Annotated in this window: 17 protein-coding genes and 1 pseudogene; 6 read left to right on the top strand and 12 right to left on the bottom strand. The window is 69.7% G+C overall.

What is annotated here, in order from left to right; all coding sequences use genetic code 11:
* Positions 1-40: 40 nt before the first annotated feature.
* A complete protein-coding gene (locus tag ACKOQ4_RS08585; protein ID WP_526290833.1) occupies positions 41-502 on the bottom strand; it encodes a M15 family metallopeptidase in 462 nt (153 codons plus the stop codon).
* 68 nt (positions 503-570) lie between these two features.
* Here ACKOQ4_RS08585 and ACKOQ4_RS08580 point away from each other — a divergent pair, with 68 nt between their 5' ends.
* Positions 571-1,815, top strand: coding sequence for a cation:proton antiporter (locus tag ACKOQ4_RS08580; RefSeq protein WP_526290819.1), 1,245 nt, complete (start codon positions 571-573; stop codon positions 1,813-1,815).
* A 36-nt stretch (positions 1,816-1,851) separates the two neighbouring features.
* Positions 1,852-4,380 (top strand): cation-translocating P-type ATPase, encoded by a 2,529-nt coding sequence (locus ACKOQ4_RS08575; RefSeq protein WP_526290817.1) that lies wholly within the window; start codon positions 1,852-1,854, stop codon positions 4,378-4,380.
* A 2-nt stretch (positions 4,381-4,382) separates the two neighbouring features.
* Here the strand turns inward: ACKOQ4_RS08575 and ACKOQ4_RS08570 are convergent, their stop codons facing one another.
* Genes ACKOQ4_RS08570 through ACKOQ4_RS08560 form a run of 3 tightly spaced genes read right to left on the bottom strand, consistent with a single transcriptional unit; the run spans position 4,383 to position 7,901 of the window.
* The gene (locus ACKOQ4_RS08570) at positions 4,383-5,114 is read right to left on the bottom strand and encodes a hypothetical protein (RefSeq protein ID WP_526290815.1); all 732 of its coding nucleotides are present in this window, start codon (positions 5,112-5,114) and stop codon (positions 4,383-4,385) included.
* On the bottom strand, positions 5,111-6,625 hold the full coding sequence (locus tag ACKOQ4_RS08565; RefSeq protein ID WP_526290813.1) for an amino acid permease: 1,515 nt from the start codon (positions 6,623-6,625) through the stop codon (positions 5,111-5,113). The genes ACKOQ4_RS08570 and ACKOQ4_RS08565 overlap by 4 nt, the downstream gene beginning before the upstream one ends.
* A gap of 40 nt (positions 6,626-6,665) precedes the next feature.
* On the bottom strand, positions 6,666-7,901 hold the full coding sequence (locus ACKOQ4_RS08560; RefSeq protein ID WP_526290811.1) for an MgtC/SapB family protein: 1,236 nt from the start codon (positions 7,899-7,901) through the stop codon (positions 6,666-6,668).
* A 25-nt stretch (positions 7,902-7,926) separates the two neighbouring features.
* On the opposite strand from ACKOQ4_RS08560, the gene ACKOQ4_RS08555 reads away from it, so the two are divergent.
* Entirely contained in the window at positions 7,927-9,240 is a 1,314-nt protein-coding gene (locus tag ACKOQ4_RS08555; RefSeq protein WP_526290809.1) for a hypothetical protein, read from the top strand.
* Here ACKOQ4_RS08555 and ACKOQ4_RS08550 read toward each other — a convergent pair.
* The 7 genes from ACKOQ4_RS08550 to ACKOQ4_RS08520 all read right to left on the bottom strand — a co-directional run bounded on the left by ACKOQ4_RS08550 (position 9,205) and on the right by ACKOQ4_RS08520 (position 14,046).
* Positions 9,205-9,681, bottom strand: a complete 477-nt coding sequence (locus ACKOQ4_RS08550; RefSeq protein WP_526290807.1) for a hypothetical protein — start codon at positions 9,679-9,681, stop codon at positions 9,205-9,207. The two genes, ACKOQ4_RS08555 and ACKOQ4_RS08550, sit on opposite strands and share 36 nt — an antisense overlap.
* The gene (locus ACKOQ4_RS08545; RefSeq protein ID WP_526290805.1) at positions 9,678-10,262 is read right to left on the bottom strand and encodes a hypothetical protein; all 585 of its coding nucleotides are present in this window, start codon (positions 10,260-10,262) and stop codon (positions 9,678-9,680) included. The genes ACKOQ4_RS08550 and ACKOQ4_RS08545 overlap by 4 nt, the downstream gene beginning before the upstream one ends.
* Positions 10,259-10,867 (bottom strand): hypothetical protein, encoded by a 609-nt coding sequence (locus tag ACKOQ4_RS08540; RefSeq protein WP_526290803.1) that lies wholly within the window; start codon positions 10,865-10,867, stop codon positions 10,259-10,261. The genes ACKOQ4_RS08545 and ACKOQ4_RS08540 overlap by 4 nt, the downstream gene beginning before the upstream one ends.
* A 9-nt stretch (positions 10,868-10,876) precedes the next feature.
* Positions 10,877-11,245: a thiocyanate hydrolase gene (locus ACKOQ4_RS08535; RefSeq protein ID WP_526290801.1), complete on the bottom strand. Its 369-nt coding sequence runs from the start codon at positions 11,243-11,245 to the stop codon at positions 10,877-10,879.
* Positions 11,242-11,964, bottom strand: coding sequence for a thiocyanate hydrolase subunit gamma (gene scnC, locus ACKOQ4_RS08530; RefSeq protein WP_526290799.1), 723 nt, complete (start codon positions 11,962-11,964; stop codon positions 11,242-11,244). The genes ACKOQ4_RS08535 and scnC overlap by 4 nt, the downstream gene beginning before the upstream one ends.
* Positions 11,957-12,799 (bottom strand): SH3-like domain-containing protein, encoded by an 843-nt coding sequence (locus ACKOQ4_RS08525; protein WP_526290797.1) that lies wholly within the window; start codon positions 12,797-12,799, stop codon positions 11,957-11,959. Before ACKOQ4_RS08525 ends, scnC begins: the two co-directional genes overlap by 8 nt.
* Before the next feature lie 101 nt (positions 12,800-12,900).
* Entirely contained in the window at positions 12,901-14,046 is a 1,146-nt protein-coding gene (locus ACKOQ4_RS08520) for a glycosyltransferase family 4 protein (RefSeq protein ID WP_526290795.1), read from the bottom strand.
* A gap of 180 nt (positions 14,047-14,226) precedes the next feature.
* Between ACKOQ4_RS08520 and ACKOQ4_RS08515 the strand changes: the two genes are divergently transcribed.
* Positions 14,227-15,045, top strand: a complete 819-nt coding sequence (locus ACKOQ4_RS08515; protein WP_526290793.1) for a GNAT family N-acyltransferase — start codon at positions 14,227-14,229, stop codon at positions 15,043-15,045.
* Entirely contained in the window at positions 15,042-15,845 is an 804-nt protein-coding gene (locus tag ACKOQ4_RS08510) for a lysophospholipid acyltransferase family protein (protein ID WP_526290791.1), read from the top strand. The genes ACKOQ4_RS08515 and ACKOQ4_RS08510 overlap by 4 nt, the downstream gene beginning before the upstream one ends.
* Here the strand turns inward: ACKOQ4_RS08510 and ACKOQ4_RS08505 are convergent.
* Positions 15,842-16,933 (bottom strand): magnesium and cobalt transport protein CorA, encoded by a 1,092-nt coding sequence (locus ACKOQ4_RS08505; RefSeq protein ID WP_526290789.1) that lies wholly within the window; start codon positions 16,931-16,933, stop codon positions 15,842-15,844. The genes ACKOQ4_RS08510 and ACKOQ4_RS08505 overlap by 4 nt on opposite strands.
* A 396-nt stretch (positions 16,934-17,329) precedes the next feature.
* Here ACKOQ4_RS08505 and ACKOQ4_RS08500 point away from each other — a divergent pair.
* A pseudogene (locus ACKOQ4_RS08500) lies at positions 17,330-19,331 on the top strand (cation-translocating P-type ATPase); the annotation flags it as partial.

Genomic DNA, 19,331 nt, shown 5'->3' with positions numbered 1-19,331 from the left:
CAACCATGAGGGCGATCTCGCGGCGAGGAGGGGGTGTGGCTCAGCCCGCGTCGGGCAGCATCGGCGGGCAGTAGCCGGCCGGGTCGGCGGCCAGTTCGAAGTGCCACGGCTCGTTGGCGTAGATCCGGCACAGGCCGAAGCGGGCGCCGTTGGCCTGCAGCCAGGCTTCCGCGGCGGGGCCGCCGATGTCGACCGCCTGACCCAGGACGTGCCGGGACCGCCCGGGGGTCTGTACGTACTGCAGCGCGGCCGGCAGGCTGCCGTAGGTGGCGATGGCGTCGTCGAGCAGCTGCTGCTGGAACTCCGGTGAGCGCCAACCGGAGGTGATGGTCAGGGTGACGCCGTCGGCGCCCGCGGCGGTGGCGGCCTGCTGGACCGCACCCAGCAGGGCGGGGTTGAGATACCCGACCGCGGGGTTGCTGACGTCGTAGGGACTCAGCGCCTGGACGTCGGCGTCCGCAACCGGTATCGGCGAAACGGCAACTGCCGTACCGATCAGCATGCCGATCAGCCGTGTGGGAATGCTTCGCATGATGTAGACATCATCGCAGGCAATGGAAGGTGGGCCCGATGGCGCTTGTCCTCGCGTACGGCGTGGTACTGCTGATCAGCGTCTCGCTGTCCGGCCTGGCGGCCCGGACGGTGCTGTCCACCGCACTGCTGTTCCTGGTGGCCGGCGCGCTGCTCGGCCCGGGCGGCTTCGGGATCGTCACCCAGAGCGCCGAGGACGAGATCGTCGCGGTGCTCGCTGACATCGCCCTGTTCACGGTGCTGTTCACCGACGGTCAGCGGGCCAGCGTCCCGGCCCTGCGCGAGGGCTGGCGGCTGTCCGGCCGGGCCCTGGGGCTGGGCATGCCGCTGGCCATGGTCGGGATCGCGGTTCCCGCGCACTTCCTGGCCAACCTGGACTGGCCGACGGCCTTCCTGCTGGGCGCGATCCTCTCCCCCACCGACCCGGTGTTCGCCTCGGCGTTGGTGGGTCGCAGCGACATTCCGCTGCGGCTGCGCCGTCTGCTCAACGTCGAGTCCGGCCTCAACGACGGCCTGGCGCTGCCGTTCGTGCTGATCTTCCTCGCCCTGGCCAAGCACGAGAGCTCCCACATCAGCGAGGTGCTACTGGAGCTGGTGCTGGGCCTGGTCATCGGCGTCGGCGTCGCCGCGCTCGTCGCGCTGGCCTGGCGCAGCCCGATCCTCAAAGCCGAACCGCGCCTGCAGCCGCTGGGGCCGGTCGCCATCGCCATCGTGGTGTATGCGACATGCCATCTGACACATGCCAATCCGTATCTGGCGGCTTTCGCCGCCGGTTCGGCGCTGGCCACCCTCGACCACGTGGCCGCGGAGACCTTCGAGCCGTTCGGCGACCTGCTCTCCGAGCTCACCAAGTTCGCCGCACTGCTGCTGTTCGGCGCGCTCATCACCCCCGAACGGCTGTCGCATCTGGGATGGCAGGGCTGGCTGCTGGCGGTCCTGGCGATCGTGGTGGTGCGCCCGGCCTCGATGCTGCTGTCGCTGGTGAACACCGGCATGCCGCGGGCGGAGAAGCTCACCGCGGCCTGGTTCGGGCCGAAGGGTTTCGCGTCGGTGGTCTACGGGCTGCTGGTCCTGCAGGCCGGCATCCCCGAGGGGGAGAAGCTCTTCGACCTGATCGCCGTGACGATCGCGCTGTCGATCGTCGTGCACTCCTCCACCGATGTGCCGGTTGCGCACAAACTGCGCATCGAGCCGCCCGACCACCTGCCGCCCGGCCATGACCCGGTCGAGCCACCGGAGCCGGAGCGAACACCGCCGGTTCGGGCCCGGGACGCGAACCTGTAACCGGGAACACCGCCGGGGTGCGACAGAATCGGACCCATGACGACGCCGCTGCCGGAGGGGCTGACCGCCGTCGAGGCCGCCCGCCGGCTGGCGTCCGAGGGACCCAACGAACTGCCCACCGCCAAGCGGCGCAACCTCGCTCAGGAGGCGTGGGCGGTGATCCGCCAGCCCATGCTGCTGCTGCTTCTCGGCGCGGGTGCGGTCAACTTCCTGCTGGCCGAGCCGCTCGACGGTGCGATGCTGCTGGCATTCGTCCTGGTGGTGATCGGCATCTCGATCTATCAGGAGCACAAGACCGAACGGGCCCTGGCCGCGCTGCGCGACCTGTCCTCACCGCGGGCCCTGGTGATCCGCGACGGCCGGCAGGTGCGCATCGCCGGCCGCGACGTGGTCCGCGGCGACGTCCTGCTGCTCGCCGAGGGTGACCGGGTGCCCGCCGACGCGGTCCTGGCCGAAAGCACCAACCTGTCGGTCGACGAGTCCGCGCTGACCGGGGAGTCGGTCCCGGTCCGCAAGGTCGGCAGCCCGGACACCGATCGGATGGGCCGCCCTGGCGGGGACGCGACGCCGTGGGTGTTCTCCGGGACGCTGGTGGTCAAGGGCCACGGTATCGCCGTCGCCAACCGGATCGGCGCCGACACCGAACTGGGCCGGATCGGCGCGGCGCTGCGCGGCATCGAACCGGAGCGCACCCGCCTGCAGCGTGAAATCGACCGGCTGGTCAAGGTTCTCGCCGCGGTCGGGGTGCTCGCCGCAGTTATCGTCGTGGTGGTCTACGGGCTGACCCGCGGCAGCTGGCTCAACGGTCTTCTCGCCGGTATCGCCGCGGCGATGGCCTTGCTGCCCGAGGAGTTCCCCGTCGTGCTGACGGTGTTCCTGGCGTTGGGCGCCTGGCGGATGTCGCGCAAGCACGTGCTGACCCGCCGGCCACCGGTCATCGAGACGCTGGGATCGGCGACCGTATTGTGCGTGGACAAGACCGGCACCCTGACGATGAACCGGATGACGGTGCGCCAGCTGATCGTCGACGGCCAGACCTACACCCTCGACGAGGCGCCGCTGCCCGAGGAGTTCCACGCCATCGCCGAATCCGCCGTCCTGGCGTCCCCGATCGACCCGTTCGACCCGATGGACAGGGCGTTCCGCGAACTCGAGGGCAGATACCTCTCCGGCACCGCCCGCACCCACCCGGACTGGGAACTCGTCCGCGAGTATCCCCTCTCGGAGAACCTGCTCGCCCTGTCCCACGTATGGCGGGCCGCCGACGGCGGATACGTGGTGGCCGCCAAGGGCGCCCCGGAGGCAATCGCCGACCTGTGCCGCTTCACCGACGCCCAGCGCGCCCGGCTCACCGCCCAGGTCGAGCAGGCCACCGCCGACGGGCAACGCGTGCTGGGGGTGGCGCGGGCGAGTCTGCCCGCCGGCGCCGAACTGCCGGCCGACCAGCGCGACTACGAATTCGGCTACCTCGGCTTGGCCGGCCTGCACGACCCGGTCCGGCCCGGTGTGGCCGAGGCGGTCGCGGAGTGCCGCCGGGCCTCGGTGCGCACCATCATGATCACCGGCGACTACCCGGGCACGGCGATGGCAATCGCCCGCGACGTCGGCCTGGACACCGGCCCCGGCTTCATCAGCGGCCGGGACCTGGAGAACCTGACCGGCGCCGCGCTCGCCGAACGCATCCGAGACGTGTGCGTGTTCGCGCGGATGGTGCCGGAGCAGAAACTCCAACTGGTGCGGGCCCTGCAGGCGGACGGCGAAGTGGTCGGCATGACGGGCGACGGTGTCAACGACGCACCAGCCTTGCGCGCCGCGGACATCGGGATCGCGATGGGCGCCCGCGGGACCGACGTCGCGCGCGAGTCCGCGGCTCTGGTGATCACCGATGACGACTTCTCCTCGATCGTCAGCGGCGTGCGTCTGGGGCGCGGCATCTTCGACAACCTTCGCAAGGCGCTGTCCTACGTCATCGCCGTGCATCTGCCGATCGTCGGGATGTCGCTGATCCCGGTGTTCGTGGCCGACTGGCCGCTGGTGCTGCTGCCGGTTCAGATCGCCTTCCTGGAACTCATCATCGACCCGGCCTGCTCGGTGGTCTTCGAGGCCGAACAGATCGACCCGAAGATCATGGACTCACCGCCCCGCGCCGTGTCCGAGCCGATGTTCGGCCCCCGAGTGCTGACCATCGCCGTGCTCCAGGGCCTTTCGGTTCTGGCGGCGATCATCGCGGTCTACCTGTGGGCACTGCGCAACGGCTACCCCGCCGACTCGGTCCGGTCGGTGACGTTCGCGGCGCTAGTGCTCGGGAACCTGGCCCTGATCGTGGTCAACCGGTCCTGGCGGCTGCCGGTGTGGCACACGTTCCGCGAGCGCCGCAACCCCGCCCTGAAGTGGATCCTGCTCGGCGCGTCGGCGCTGCTGGTGACGATCCTGACCGTGCCCGCTCTGCGGCAGGCCTTCAGCTTCGGCGCGATGCCGCCCACCGGATGGCTGGTGGCCGGTGCCGCGGGACTGCTCGGCGTCGCCTGGTTCGAGATCTACAAGGCGCTGGGCGCCCGGCGCTGAAGTCAGTATGGAATCGGCCGGACATGGTGGATGTCCAGGGCCACCAGGGTGGGCAGCGGCAGCGGCCGGTTGGCCGGACCCCTCGGGTAGACCCGCCGCCGGGTCGGCGCCCACAGGCCGCCGAACTTGCGGTAGTCGGCGCAGAGCTGCGCGGCCTTGGCCCAGCCGCCCACCACCTCGGCGGTGTAGTCATGGCGCAGCAGCCGTCCCGACGGGTCGAAGTACAGCGTCTGCACCGGGGAGTGCACCGGCAGGTAGTCGGGGAACGCGGCGGTCAGAACCGTCGAGCCGTCCGCGCCCTGTTCACAGTTCTCGATGCTGACGCCGCGGTGCAAGAGCAGGAAAGGCAGCGTCAGATAACACCACATCGCGTATCCGCTGAAGTAGACGAAATCAAGATCGTCCCAGTACAGCGAGCGGCGTCCCGGGCCGAAGGCCTGCCGGGGATCGTCCCGGTGGCGCAGAACCGCGCCGGATGCGTCGCGAATCTCCACCCGGTGGGTTCCGAGCAGAGAGGCGGTGCACCCGGGCGTCGGGAAGTCCTTCATCACGGCGCGGGGGTCATCGGTGTCCACGACGACCACGGCGTGGTGCAGCGGGCGAATCCGTTTGGCGCGGAACAGAAATCCCGAGGCCGACATCGACACCTCGACCGCGGACAGCGACTGCCAGTACTCCACCCCTCCGTGCGCGTCCAGAATACGCTTCAGCGCCTCGGCTACATCGGCTCTCACTGCTGACCGGCTCGCTGGGCCCGTTCGCGGGCCAGCGTCTCGCCACGGAAGAACGCCGGGGACTTCAGGTTCCAGACGATCATCAACAGGACCCCGAAGACCAGACTCAGCACGCCGATGACGAACACCGTGCCGATGCCGGCCAGCGACCCGCTCGACCCGTTCTCCGGCTGGGCCATCTGGTAGGCCTGGATCACACCGATCGGGATGAGAACCATCGCGCCGATGGCCGGCAGGATGACCTGTTCGAGCGCGGTGCGCCAGTTCGAGAACGCGGTGTCCCAGAAGTAGATCACCGACGATATGGCCACCACGGTGTAGTAGGTCATGATCGCGATGCCGACGCTGTAGACGGTGTCCTCCACGATGCTGTCGCTGACCACCACCAGACCGGCGTAGATCGCCAGCGTCGTCAGGCCGATGAACCAGGTGGCGAACTTCGGGGTCTGCCGGACGTCGTCGACGGAGGCGAACCTGCTGGGCAGCGCCTTGTAGGTGGCCATCGACAGCAGTCCCCGGACCGTCGACATCACCGTCGAGAGGGTGGCCGAGAACGCCGACAACCCGACGATCACCGCCGCGATCAGCGCGCCGCTCGGGCCGACGGCGTCACGTGCCAGGCTGGAGAAGATGTCGTCGATGTTCTCTCTGTTGGTCAGGCTGCTGGGGCTGTTGTCGTCGATACCGGCGTAGGCCAGGGCGGCGACGCTGAAGACCACGTAGGTGATCACGGTGATGATGATCGCCGTGATACCGCTGCGCCCGGACTGTCCGGGCGTGCCCTCGGTCTCCTCCGACATCGACAGCGACGCGTCGAAACCCCAGAAGATGAAGACCGCCACCAGGAAACCGCCGAGCAGTGCGCTGAAGCTGGTGATGGCGAACGGGTTGAACCAGTCCCAGGAGAACGGCTCGGCGGTCGGGTTGCGCCGTTCGCGAATGATGTTGAGACCGAGGATCACCGCGAACAACGCCAGGCCGCCGTACTGGATGACCGTCAGCACCAGGGTGGTCCGCGAGGACTCCTCCGCCCCCCTGGCCACCAGCCAGGTGGTCACCAGGATGAAGACGGCGGCGATCAGGATCTTCAGCCAGTCCGGCGGGTCCTCGATCCCGAACGCGACGGTCGCGGCGTTGACCGTGATGCCAGCCGCGCCGACCCCGGCCAGGATGCTCGACAACATCAAGGCGAAACCGCCGATCCAGCCGATGTGCGGCAGGATCGCCTTGGTCCCCCAGGTGAACACCGTGCCCGCGTCGGGTGCGACGTCGGTGAGGTGCTTGTAGGCCAGCGCGATGAAGTACATCGGGATCACCGCGAGGATGAACACGATCGGCATCTGGTAGCCGGCCTCGTCGACCCCGTGCCCGAGCGCGCCGGTCAGCGAATACGCCGGTGCGGTGGCGGCCAGGCCGATGGCCACCGCGCCGATCAGCGAGACCGAACCCTTCTTCAGGCCCTTGGACTGCAGGCCGTGCATCGGCGGGTCGGTGACCTCGTCATCAGACATGTCCGGAATTGTCCCACCCACGCGGGCCCCGCTCACGGAATCAGGCCATCGTTATCGCGGCGGTAATCAGGGCGGCGAAAACCGCGGTCGGAGCGGCCATCCCGGCCAGGAAACCCAGCCCGAACCGGCGGCCGCCGGCACTGAAGGCCAGCACCACCTTGACCAGCAGGTTCGAGCCGAGCGCCGCGGCGATCGAAGCCAGCGCGACGCGGACGGTGATGTCCCCCTTGGCGGCCAGGGCGGCGGCGGCCACCGATCCGGCGTGCGCGTCGGCCAGTCCGGCGCCGAACGCGGCCAGCACCGCTCCCCGGGGCCCCAGAACGTCGGCGCCCCACCGCCCGACGAGCAGGGCGAACACCAGAACGGCCGCCAGCACCAGTGCGGGTTTCAGGGCGAAGGGCCGGCCGGCCGGGATCGCCGCCGCGCCGGCCCCGCGGTGATTCACCGCGCCGCGGTAGACGTAGGCGGCCACCCCCGCGAGCACCAGCGCGGCGGCAACCACCGGCAGCCACAACCGGCGCAGCACAGCGGGATCGACGTAGCCGATGACGATGAGCAGTTGGGCGAAGGTGGCCAGGCTCGCGGCCAGCGCGCTGGCCAGCGGGGCCCGCAGACCGGCGGTGCGGCTGAGTCGGCCCATCGACGCGGTGGTCGCGCTGGCCGAGACGAAGCCGCCGGCCAGTCCGGTGATCAGCAGTCCCCGCTCGGATCCCAGCGCCCGGACGCCGAGATAGCCCAGCCAGCCGATCCCGGTGAGCAGCACGACCAACAGCCACACCTTCGCCGGGTTGAGCACGCCGTAGGGGCCCATGGGCTGATCGGGCAGCAACGGCAACACCACGAATGCCACCACGAAAAACTTGATGGCGTCTTCCATTTCGACTTCGGTGACGATGTCGCGCGCGAACCGGTGGATGCGCGTCTTGGAAACCAGCAGGCCGACGACGACGACGGCCAGCGCAACCGCCACGGCGGGGCGGCTGTGGGCGAGCGCACCCAGGAGGTAGGCGACGAGCGCGGCGATCTCGGTGGTGGTGCCCGGGTCGTCGTCGCTGGTGCGGAAATACGCCAGCGCCATCAGCGCGGCGATTCCCACGAGTCCGGCGATCACCGCCCACGGGCTGAAGGTGGCCGCGACCGCCCCCAGCAGCGAAAGCAGCGCGAAGGAGCGAGAGCCGGCCGGCAATGTGCGGTTGTGGCTGCGCTCGCGCTCGAAGCCGAGCATCAACCCGATCGCCAGCGCCACGAGGTAGGGCTGGAGCACCTGCCAACTCATCGGTATGAATCTATCGACATCTACGATGACGACCGTGCGCTTCGCCCTGCAGCGGATGGCCGTATGCCTGCAGTACTGGCCGCAGTTGGCGGCGATCTACCTGGTCGGCCTGCTGGCGCGGGACGGCGCCATCTCGCTGGCGGCGTGGGCCGGGCACGACAACGACGTGTGGGCCTCGCTCGTCATGCCGCTGGCCGTGCTGGCCCGGCTGGGCTCCCTGGTCGCGATGCTGCTGGCTCTGCGTCCGGCCTTCCCCGAGTTCGCGACCGACGCCACCGAACCCCGCCGGCCGATCAACGTCTTCGCCAGCGTCGTGGTACCGGCTTTCGCGATTTACCTGGGCTGGCAGATGTTCAAGGAGGACTGGCTGGCCTTCGAGTCACGCGCCCTGACCTACCGCATCGGCGAAGCCATGTCCGCGGCCACTCCCGCCGACCTGCACCCCGAAGCGCTGCCGGCTAGTCACGTCACCATCGCGATCATTCTCTCGGCGTTGCTGATGCGGTTCGTCCTCGGCCGGCTCGACGACCGTCTACCGCGTTGGACGGTGGTGCTACGGGTCTACATCGACGCGCTCTGGGTCTTCCTGGTGCTGACCCTGTCTGCCAGCCATGGCCTCAAACTGCTGATCAATCCGGGCGGATGGGTCAGGGAACGCCGGGTGGTGGTTTGGCTGGACTCCGTCGTGAATTCGGCGGTCTCCCAATTCCATCCGTTGCGGATCGTCTGGGACGGACTGTGCGCATCGGTCCGGGCGGTGTTCGGCGGCGCTGCGGTGCCGCTGATCTGGCTGGCCGTGGCCGGCATCGTCTACGGGGTGTCGGCCCGCGCGAGTTGGCTCAGTATCGGGCGCCGGGTCATCGGCAGGAGGGCCGACGACGTTCTTGCGCGGGCCAACCGGCCGGGCCGGAGGCTGCGCCGCCGCTGGGATGCCATGCCGAAGAAGCTGCGCGAGAGGAGCCGCGAGGACGCCGCCGCCAAGCTCGGCAAGTACCGGCCGCTGGCCGAGTCGGCCCGGCTGATCGTCCACGCGGGTGTGCTGGGACTGGCCGCCTATGTCCTCGCCTACCTGGTTCTGGCGTGGCTGGACATGTCGGGCAGTTTCTATACGGGCCAGCCGACCCCCGGCTACCTGTTCCGCGGCATGGCAATGTTTTTCGGTCCACGACCCAGCGCGTTCCACCACGGCTTCGACCCGACGCTGAGCCTGCTCTCGCATCTGATCGTGCAGCCGGTGCGCATGTGCGTCATCGCCACGGCGTTCGCGTACTGCGTCCATCACGCCCGCACGGCCGAATCCGGACTACAGCAGCAGGCGAAGCAGGATCCTGCCGTCTGACCGCGTGATATCGACGGCGGTCGGTGTCACACCGGCAGGGGTCAGGAAGGCCAGTTCCAGCGGACCGGCCTGCCCGCACCGGCTGGTGGCTCCCGCGCCGACGGCCGGGAACGGCTCAGCATCCCATCTGCGGGTGCCGTCGGTGAGTGTTCCCGAGCAGTCCTGACCGGCTGCTTCGCCGGAACGGCTGAGCGTCACAACGGTTTCCACCGCACCGGCCGGGACGTCGGGACCGCCATCCGTCCGGCGCACGGACTCCAGTTGCCAGCGCCGGCCCTCGAGGTTCGCCGCTTCGTCACGGCCCACCGTCTGGTCGGGCTCGATGCCGGCGCGGTACCGCGACCAGTCCGGCCACAGTTGCGTGACGGCTACGAAGGTCAGCGAGGCTCCCAGAACGATCGCGCCGGCCACGTTGCGCCGCCACAGCGGAACGGTGTTCACGCCACCACGACCCGCGTCGGTGGCAGCGAGGCGACCTCGGACCGTACGACCCGTCCGTCACGCAGGTCGATGCGGATGTCGAGCCTGGAGTCCAGGAATCCGTCACCGACCCAGGTGCGAAGGGTGACAGGCCGGTCGGTGATCGCCGCGGGTGCGACATCGAAAACCCACGCGCCCCGGGTGAGGAATCCGGGTTGGAGGGTGCCGGTCATCCTCGCCCACGCCGGAAGGCGGTCGGTGGGCAGGTATCTGTCGGGACCCGCGATCAGTTCGGCGTGCGCACGCTCGGGTTGATCCCCGGACCGGATCTCGGTCTCCAGGACGAGCCACTGGCCGATGGCGGCCAGCGAAGCGGCTCGGAACTTCTCGGAGCGGATTTCGAGTTCCGGCGCGATCTGCACAGCGGATAAGGTCGCGGTGAGGGCCCGGCCGTTGGCCGGCGCACCGAGGACGCCGGATACCGGGAACGGCGCGTAGACCTCACTGCGGGTCGGCAGGTCGTGCCAGACCACGGCCGAGGCGCCGATGACCGCTGCGGCCGCCAGCGCCCGCGCTGCGTTTCGGTACGGGGCGGCGGTCACCTCCGTTCCCCCACCGGCAGTTCCATTTCCGCGTAGTCGGTGCTGCTGTCGATCCAGCCTCTCCCCAGCGCCACCGACAACTCGATGTACTTCTTCTTCCAGATCCGCAGGCTCACGCCCTCTCCGGGGCGCAGGGCGGTCGCGGGCAGCTGCCAGACGTAGGCGAACTCTCCGGAGAGCCCGGGCCCCAGCGATGCGGTCTGCGACCCGTCGGCCAGGCGGAAGACCGTGACGTCGCCGGTCGTCTCGACGTTGCGCAGGTCGATCTCATCGGGCAGCGGCACCGGCTCGGTCCCGTCATTGGCCAGCGCGGTCACCACCGCGAGGTACTGCCAGCCGGGCGCGGCACTCATCAGAACCCTCTCCCCCGCAGTGACCTCCGGCAGCAGCCTGGCCCGCTTGACCGTTACCGTCAGCGCACCGTCGTCGAACTCGGCATCGGGCTCGATGCGGGTCACCGCGGTGTCCACCCGGTCCAGGCCGCCGAACAGGCCGGTGATCGCCAGCGCGACCGCCGCCAGACCCTGATACCACCGCTTGGGCCCCAGTCCGACCAGACGGTCCGGCAGCGACTGCCGTCCCTCAGGCGCCGAGGTGGCCGCCACGGCCGGCGCTCAGGCCTCGAGGCGGGCGCGGATCGACGCCAGCCGTTCCCGCAGATCGTCCTCCGAGATCAGCCCGCGGGCCAGCAGTGAGTGGGCCAGGGCGACCAGCTGACTTTCCGGATAGGGCAGCTCGGCGTAGCGGGCCGCCGACAGTTCGTCCTCCTCGTCACGCCGCTGCTTGAACGACAGGTCTGCCGATCCGTCGGCGGCGCAGGACCGGTCGAGCACGTCGCACAGGCCGTCGAGGCTTGTCTTCCACGGCGGTAGCGGGTTGTCCACCCCGTACTTGGCGGCCAGCACCGGCCACACCTGCTTGCGTTGGACGATCTCGTCGAGGACTGCGAAATCCTCCGCGCCGGACCGGGTCTGGCCGCTCATTCTTCGATCGGCCGGACGGCCGGCCGGGCAATCGGGGTGACGTTGGTGGTGACCCCGGGCTTGGGCAGCGCGACGCCGATCAGGCAGTCCCGGGTGATGATCGCGGTCAGCTGGTCCTCGTTCCAGCCGTCGGTGCCCTCCGGCCGCATCGGCATCACCATGAAGCGGTGCTTCTGGTTGGAGTCCTCCACCCGGACCTCGACCCCCTCGGGCAGGTCGAGACCGAACTCCGAGAGCACCTGCCGGGGCCAGCGCACGATGCGGCGTCGGTAGTTCGGCGTGCGGTACCACTCCGGGGAGTTGCCCAGGATGGGCCGCGGGTAACAGGAGCACAGTGCGCAGACGATCACGTTGTGCACCTCGGGGGTGTTCTCGAGGATCTTGAACGCGGTGAAGTCGCTCGGGGTGCCGAAGCCGGTCGGGTCCAGCCAGTCCACCCCGACCTGCTTGGCGGCGGCGACGGCGTCGGTCAGCGCCAACTGCTTGAAATCCGCGTCCAGCCAAGCCTTGGCCACCAGCCGGGCGGCCGGGGTGGGACCGATCTGTTCGGCGAACTCGGTGAACACCCGGTGCTGCTCGGCGGTGAAAAGTCCCTTCTCGATGCACAATTCGCGCAGCGCGATCTCCAGCACCTCGAAGTCGGTGATCTCGTCCACCATCGGCTTTACGGTCCGGATGTGGTCACCGTCGACGCTGTGGTCATGGTCATGGTCAGACATGCACGGCCTCCAGCCAGCGCTCCGGGATCTCGGTCTGCAGGGTGTCGTTGGCCGGCCCGGTGTAGACGTCCCACAACTCGGACTGATTGAAGCGGACGATGTACATCCACTCCGGCTTGGCGTCCTCGATGTCCCAGGTCTCGTCCTCGGGTGCCGGGGTCTCGTAGGTGACCTCAGCGATCACACCCTCGGCGCCGCGGCAGTACTCCGGGGTGCGGGTGTAGTACATCGCAGGCAGTTCGCGGACCCGGACCCGTTGGCCCACCGAGAATTTCGCCGGACCGGCCATCCCGGCGAAGCGCTGCGGGTCGCCCTTGCCCCTCGCCTCTTCGATGTGCCTGTTGCGCTTGACCTTCGACGGGTCGCCCTCGAACTTCGGCTTGGCCTGCGGGTACTTGCCGTCCAAACCACCGGAGTAGCGCGCCTGCACCTCGGCGAGCCGATCGGTCAGCTCTGCCCAGGTGATGTACTTCTTCTCGACCAGCACCCGGCCCACCGCCCACAGCCAGCGGGCGTAGTAGGGCACGCCGAGATAGATCGCCCGGCCGACGTCGACGTTGCCGATCCGGCGGCGTTCCTCGGACACCCAGATGCCGCCCCAGCCCAGGGCCTCGCAGAGCACGTAGGTCATCAGCTCCCACTGCTCTTCCTCTTTGTTCTCGTACAGGTGCGGGAAGTCCAGTTCCCCGCCCACGTCGTGACTGGTCTTCATGTACGCCAACCAGTGGTCGTGGGTCATCTCGTCGGGGGTCGGCCACTCCGGCACCTCCGGGAAAACGGTCTTCAGCCGAGACACCAGCGCCAGTTGTCGGGCGCGCTCTCCGGCATTGCTCATCAGGGACCTCCATTGCGCGGCCGGGTGCCCGGTCGATGCCGAATCTAGCAGCCCGCGGCGCCCCGATCGGGGCTTTGCGGCGCGGACGAGACGGCGCCTGGCTAGGCGGTCCGGGCCGGGTCGGGCCGGGTTCGCCGCCCTCCCAGGCGCACGTCGAGGTAGTGGTCGACGAGCTGCTCGCAGATCACCGGCCAGGTGCGGCCCAGGATGCTGCGGCGGGCGGCCAGCGAGTAGCGCGGCCGCTCGGCGAGCAGGTGGTCGACCGACGGGCCGAGCAGAACCTCGAACCGGTCGACCGGCCGCAGCAGGCCGGTGCGGAACGGGGCGATCAGATCCCGCGGCCCCCCGGCGTCGGGTGCGACAACCGGTAGTCCCGATGCCAGCGCCTCCTGAACCGTCTGGCAGAAGGTCTCGTGCTCGCCGGGGTGGACGAAGACGTCCATGCTTGCGTATGCGGCGGACAACTCCGGCCCGTGCAGGGCGCCGGTGAACATCGCCGACGGCATCGCCGCCTGCAGCTTGCTCCGGTCGACACCGTCGCCGACGATGACGACCTGGATGTCCTCCCGGCGGGCGAGGACGGCGAGCCTGTCGACGTGTTTCTCCGGAGCCAGCCTCCCGACGTAGCCGATGATCGGCTTGCCCTGCGGAGACCACCGTCGGCGCAGATCCTCATCGCGGGCCGAGGGGGCGAAGCCGGTGACGTCGATTCCACGCGGCCAATAGTGCACGCGCGGAACACCATGCGCGCGAAGGGCGGCGATAGACGAGGCAGAGGGAGCCAGGGTCCGGTGGGCCAGGGAGTGCAGGTGCCTGGTCCACGCCCACAGCGGCCTGGCCGCGAAAGGGACCCCGTAGCTGGCCGCGAAACCCGCCACATCGGTCTGGTAGACGGCGACGGTCGGAGCGCCGATGCGCCGCGCCGCGAGCAGTCCGCCGTAACCCAGCAGTGCCGGGGAGGCCAGGTGCACGACATGCGGGTCGAATCCGCGCAGTACGCGCGCGATCCGAGGCCCGGGCAGTCCCAGGGGCAGTGAGGTCACCGTGGGAACCATGCGAGCGGGCACCCGGTGCACGCGCACCCCGTCGTGGACCCGGGCAGCGGGGGGGTCACCGCCCGGATTGTCCGGAGCGATGACGAGTGTCTCGTGGCCGGCGGCGCGCAGACAGTCCAGCACCCGCAGGACCGAGTTGGAGACACCGTTGATGTTGGGCAGGAACGATTCGGCAATGATGGCGACTCGCACGGCTCGACTGTGACATCCGGCGGTTTCGGCCGGGTTGCGTGCGGGGGTACGGCGGACGTCGACTGGCTGTCGGTTCAGCGCGCAGTGGACAGTGTTTCCGCAGTCATTCGTCATCAGCCGTACACCGACACCACACGTACAAGTAGTTGTCCCGCAACCCGGCTCATCGACTGTGCAGGTGTGAGCACTGCCTCTGTACTCATCGGCCCCGACCACACCGAGACCCGCCGGTTCGCCGGCCCCCGCTACTCCCTGCTCCTGACCTCCGATCCGGCCCTCGTCGAGTCCGCTCAGCGGCTGCGCCATGACGTGTTCTCCACCGAGCCGGGCTACACCTTCGAAAGCGACGAAGCGCTCGACGCCGACAGGTTCGACGAGCACTGCGACCATCTCCTGGTCCGTGAAGAGAACTCCGGTGAGATCGTCGGCTGCTACCGCATGCTGCCGCCGCCCGGCGCCATCGCCGCCGGCGGCCTTTACACCGCAACGGAATTCGATATTCGCAGCCTCGATCCACTGCGGCCCTCAATGGTCGAGATGGGCCGCGCGGTTGTCCGCCGCGACCACCGCAACGGCGCGGTAATCCTGATGATGTGGGCCGGAATCCTGGCCTATCTGGACCGAAGCGGATACGACTACGTCATTGGTTGCGTCTCGGTGCCCACCCACGGCGACGGGCCTCCGGGCTCCCAGCTACGCGGCATCCGCGATCTGGTTCTCAGCCGCCACCGCGCCGACTACGCGGTCCATCCGTATCGGCCGGTGGTCTTGAACGGACGACGCCTCGACGACATCGCTCCGCCCGGGCAGACGACCGTCCCGGCGCTGCTGCGGGCGTATCTACGGCTGGGTGCCCGGGTCTGCGGCGAACCGGCGCACGATCCCGCCTTCGGGGTGGGCGACTTTCCGGCGCTGTTGGACAAACGGGCGGCCGACCTGCGCTACCTCAACCGGCTGAGATCGGCCTCCGGCGCCGGCAAGGGGGGCACCGGCCGATGAGCGTCGTCGAGCACGCCTGGCTGCCGCGGACCTCCTGCACACCTCACTGCGTCGAATCCGGAATGGGCCGCTCGGGAAACACCGCCCTGGCCGCCGTCCGCACCGTTCGGCGCATCGTGGGAACCGCGCTGCTGCTCACCGCACTGCCCGTCCTGGCGGTACCCCTGCCCGGCCATCGGCACGCCAAACGGCTGTACTGCCGCGCGGTGCTGCGCTGCCTCGGCGTGCGGATCACCCTCTCCGGCGGCCCGATCCGCAACCTGCGCGGGATGCTGGTGGTCAGCAACCACGTGTCGTGGGTGGACATCTTCGCCGTCGGAGCGGTCCTGCCGGGAGCCTTCGTGGCCCGCGCCGACCTGGTGGACTGGCCCGCGGTGGGGCTGGCCGCCCGATTGGCCAATGTGATCCCGATCGACCGCGGCAGCCTGCGGCAGCTGCCCGCCGTCGTGCAAAACGTGGTCGGGCGGCTGCGGGAGGGCCACACAGTGGTCGCCTTCCCGGAGGGCACCACCTACTGCGGCCTGGACAGCGGCCGCTTCCGCCCGGCCCTGTTCCAGGCCGCGATCGACACCGCCCGCCCGGTCCAGCCGCTACGGCTGACCTACCACCACCGCGACGGCTCCCCGTCGACCGTCACGGCCTTTCTCGGCGAGGATTCGCTGTGGGCGTCGCTGAAGCGCATCGTGCGGACCCGGATGACGATGGTTGATGTCGCAGTGCAGCCGCTGCAGCTGCCCGACGCGGCGCGCGGACAGCTGGCCGCACGATGTGCTGCTGCGGTGGGTCTGATTGCCGGCTAAAGCCAGTGATTGCGCCGGAACGTCGCATAGAGGACTGCACAGACCGAAGCGATTACCGCCAGAACCGCCGGATAGCCCCACCTCCAGGCTAGTTCGGGCATGTCCTCGAAGTTCATGCCGTAGATGGCGGCGATCATCGTCGGGACGGCGGCGATCGCCACCCACGCCGAGATCTTGCGCATGTCGACGTTCTGCTGCAGATGCGCGCGGGCCAGCCCGGCCTCGACAAGGTCGGACAAGACCTCGTCGTAGCTGACGATCTGGTCTGCGGCGTGAGCCTGGTGGTCGAGTACGTCGCGCATGTACCGGCGAACCTCGCTCGGCAGCAGATCGGCATCGTCGGTCGTCAAGGTCTCCAGTACGGTGCCGAGCGGGCCGATGGCCTTTCGCAGTTGCAGGACGTCGCGCTTGAGCAGGTATATCTGTTCGATCTCGGTCGATGACTCAGTTGAGAACGTCTGCTCCTCGACGGCATCGATGTCGGCTTCCAGAGGGCCGGTCACCTCCAGAAAGCCTTCGGCGACATGGCGGGTTATCGCCTGAAGGACACCGTGGGGTCCAAGCCGGAGTTGAACCTGCTCGCCCTCCAACTCGCGGCGCAGTCCCGCCAGCCCGGAATGGTCGCCATGCCGCACGGCCACTACGAAATCCTGGCCGACGAACACCATGATCTCGCCGGTCTCGGCGATGCGGCGGGCGGTCTGCACGGACTCGTGCGGGACGTAGTGAACCGTCTTGAGCACCACGAAAAGCGTGTCGTCGTAACGCTCGACCTTCGGGCGCTGCTGGGCGTGGACGCAGTCCTCCACCGCGATCGGGTGCAGACCGAACGCCTCTGCGACGGGAGCCATCTGATGGTCGCTTGGCTCCCGCAGGCCCAGCCAGACGAAGGCCTTCCGGCCTTCGTTATTCATCTGGCGCACCTGCAGTAGGGCCTCGTTGAAGTCGTGGGAGCCGTCAAGACGAACCCCGTCGGAGTAGATCGCGCAGTCGACGACCGCCTGCTCGACCGGCGCGACTGCCGGCTCCTCAACCCGCACGGACAGCACGTCGAGAACAGTGGGCTGGACGGCCCGGCCCAGAGACATTGCCGTGGGACCTCCAGTCTCCGGATAGGTAGCTTCTCAGATACCAGTATCGACGTTAGCCGGGGCCGGATCGCGGTCAACGCCGATACTGATGCCCGTTCCGCCGGATGCGGCCGTCAGCCCGCGGCGAAGTAGCAACGCTGGGGTGATCTCAGCAGTCAAGGAAGGATCCCAACCGTCCGGTCGTTTGCAGGGCCGCCAGCGACTTGTCGTTCTTCGCGGCGGCTCTGTATCCCCGGCGGTCCTAGCCGCCATCCCGCCACTGCAATTTTCATCCCTCCGGCAGCGGTCCCACCGAACCGCATTCGGAATTCACCTGGACAGCGCATCACGTTCATCTCCGACGACCACTTCGAGCCGGTGAGGCCGCAATCGCAAAGCGGTAGCGTTGGTCGGGTGACGTCGCGGCCCGCGGTTCCGGGAATCGGGACCGTATTGCGCACCCCGCTTCGCATCGCATCGGCGGGCCTCGACGCCGCCGCCACCACCACCGCGCTGGCCGCCGGGCTGGCCGGTTCGGCGGCGCTGGTCGGCGGTTTCACCGCGGCACGGGCCGGCGGGGCGGCCCTTGACTTTGTTCCCGGAGCCCGCAGCGTGGTGCGCGCCGTGGCGGATATCGCCGTCGAGGCGGTCGGCGGCCCGCCGGGACGGCGCACCAGCCGGCACGGCCGCCGGCGCTGGGTCGAGGTCCGCGGGTTGTCCGGCCCCGACGCCGACGCGGTCGCCGACGAGGTTCTGCAGGCGGTCCGCGGCGTTCCCGGTGTGATCGACGCGGTCCTCAACCGTTCGGTCGCCCGGGTCGTGGTCACCCTCGACTCCCGGATACCCGAGCCGGACCTCCCCGCCGCCGTCGCCGCAGCCGAGCGCCGCGCCCGCACCGCAGCCGCCCGCCGTCACCGCCCGCTGACCCTGCCCGGCGACGAGGCCATGCTGGTCGCCCGGACACTGGGGGCGGCCACCGCGGCGGTGGGCCTTGGCCTGTCGATCGCCGGCGCGTCGATGAGGCTGCCGGGACTGCCGAAAATCGCGGCAGTGGGACCGACGCTCGTCGACCAGGTCCCCGCCGTCCGCGACCGGGTCGTCCGGCAGTTGGGGAACGAGGGGACCGAGTTTCTGATGGCGGCCCTCAACGCGGCCGCCAACGTCCTGACGGTCTCGCCAACCGCGGCCGCCGCCGACACCGCGATACGCACGCTGCTGGCCCGGGAGGCGTGGCACGTGCGCCAGGCCTGGCACCGGCGCGAACCTGAGTTAGCCGACCAGTGCCCGAGCGGATTTCCCCGCAGCGCAACCGTTCCCGCTACCGGGCCCGCTACCGGGCCCGGCGAGCAGTACGCCAACCGCGCGGGCTGGATCGGCCTGAGCGCAGCAGCGGTCATCGGCGCCCTGTCGCTAAGTCCCGCGGTCTCCGGCGCCGCCGCCCTGGTGGCCGCACCCAAGCCGTCCCGCGCGGCCCGGGAAGCCTTCGGCTGCGCCCTGACCCGCGGCCTGACCGCCGCCGGTGACACCGTCATCATGCGGCCGCGAGCGCTGCGGGCCCTGGACCGGATCGATGCCGTCGTCATCGACCCGCGTGCTCTCTACTCCGACGCGTTGATGGTGACCCGGGTGCGGGGCGTCGCCAACCCGGACCGCACCGCGGCCTGGCAGGCCGCGCACGCCGCGCTGGAGTCCGGGCTGCTCGGCCCGGGCTGGCACCAGCTGTCCGCCATCCCCGGCGCCGGGGCCGCCGGGGAGGCTCTGGTCAGCCCGGTGCGTGACCCCTTCGCCACGGCACTGGTCAGCGCGGCCCGTCAGACCGGAGCCCGGGTGGTCTCGGCGCACGACGACGGACTGCGGTCGCTGGGGCGGGGCTTCGACACCCTGCGGCCGGTCACCGGATCACTCGACGACACTCTCGCCGAGGCAGTCTCGGACCTGCGCCGCGACGGCGCGACGGTCGCATTCGTGACCACCTCCGCGATGGCCGCCCAGCATGAAGCCGACATCACCGTCGGCATCTCCCGCGGTGCCGACGCGCCCTGGGGCGCCGACGTCTTCACCGCCGATCTGGCGGCGGCGTGGCGAATCCTGCGGGCGGTCCCGGCGGCCCGCGCCGAGACCGCCCGCGGAATTCGGCTGTCCATGTCGGGTTCGGCGATCGGCGCGCTCATGCTCGTACCCGGGGTGCCCGGGTACGGCCCCGACGCGGTCAACATGAGCGCGTTCGCGGGCCTGTGGTCCGGACTCCGTTCTGGGAGCAGGGTTTTCGACGAGCCACTGCCCGCACCCGAACCCGGTCACGAGTGGCATGGACTGCCCGCCGACGAAGTGCGGCGCCTGCTGCCCCGCCCGCCATCGCGATCCGCCCCACCCGAGGCCCGGGCTTCGGTTCTCCTCGCGCCGGCCCGATTCGCCC

The organism is Mycobacterium sp. (assembly GCF_046095365.1).
In the GTDB taxonomy this organism is placed as follows: Bacteria; Actinomycetota; Actinomycetes; order Mycobacteriales; family Mycobacteriaceae; genus Mycobacterium.
Note: the sequence above shows the minus strand (reverse complement) of the source record. Positions and strands in the feature narration are given on the sequence as shown.

What these genes read in the sequence shown, in the direction of transcription:
- ACKOQ4_RS08585 (WP_526290833.1), bottom strand. Translation starts at nt 502, where the DNA reads ATGCTGATCGGTACGGCAGTTGCCGTTTCGCCGATACCGGTTGCGGAC.
- ACKOQ4_RS08580 (WP_526290819.1), top strand. Translation starts at nt 571, where the DNA reads ATGGCGCTTGTCCTCGCGTACGGCGTGGTACTGCTGATCAGCGTCTCG.
- ACKOQ4_RS08560 (WP_526290811.1), bottom strand. Translation starts at nt 7,901, where the DNA reads ATGAGTTGGCAGGTGCTCCAGCCCTACCTCGTGGCGCTGGCGATCGGG.
- scnC (WP_526290799.1), bottom strand. Translation starts at nt 11,964, where the DNA reads ATGTCTGACCATGACCATGACCACAGCGTCGACGGTGACCACATCCGG.
- ACKOQ4_RS08575 (WP_526290817.1), top strand. Translation starts at nt 1,852, where the DNA reads ATGACGACGCCGCTGCCGGAGGGGCTGACCGCCGTCGAGGCCGCCCGC.
- ACKOQ4_RS08505 (WP_526290789.1), bottom strand. Translation starts at nt 16,933, where the DNA reads ATGTCTCTGGGCCGGGCCGTCCAGCCCACTGTTCTCGACGTGCTGTCC.
- ACKOQ4_RS08510 (WP_526290791.1), top strand. Translation starts at nt 15,042, where the DNA reads ATGAGCGTCGTCGAGCACGCCTGGCTGCCGCGGACCTCCTGCACACCT.
- ACKOQ4_RS08535 (WP_526290801.1), bottom strand. Translation starts at nt 11,245, where the DNA reads ATGAGCGGCCAGACCCGGTCCGGCGCGGAGGATTTCGCAGTCCTCGAC.
- ACKOQ4_RS08565 (WP_526290813.1), bottom strand. Translation starts at nt 6,625, where the DNA reads ATGTCTGATGACGAGGTCACCGACCCGCCGATGCACGGCCTGCAGTCC.
- ACKOQ4_RS08525 (WP_526290797.1), bottom strand. Translation starts at nt 12,799, where the DNA reads ATGAGCAATGCCGGAGAGCGCGCCCGACAACTGGCGCTGGTGTCTCGG.
- ACKOQ4_RS08555 (WP_526290809.1), top strand. Translation starts at nt 7,927, where the DNA reads ATGACGACCGTGCGCTTCGCCCTGCAGCGGATGGCCGTATGCCTGCAG.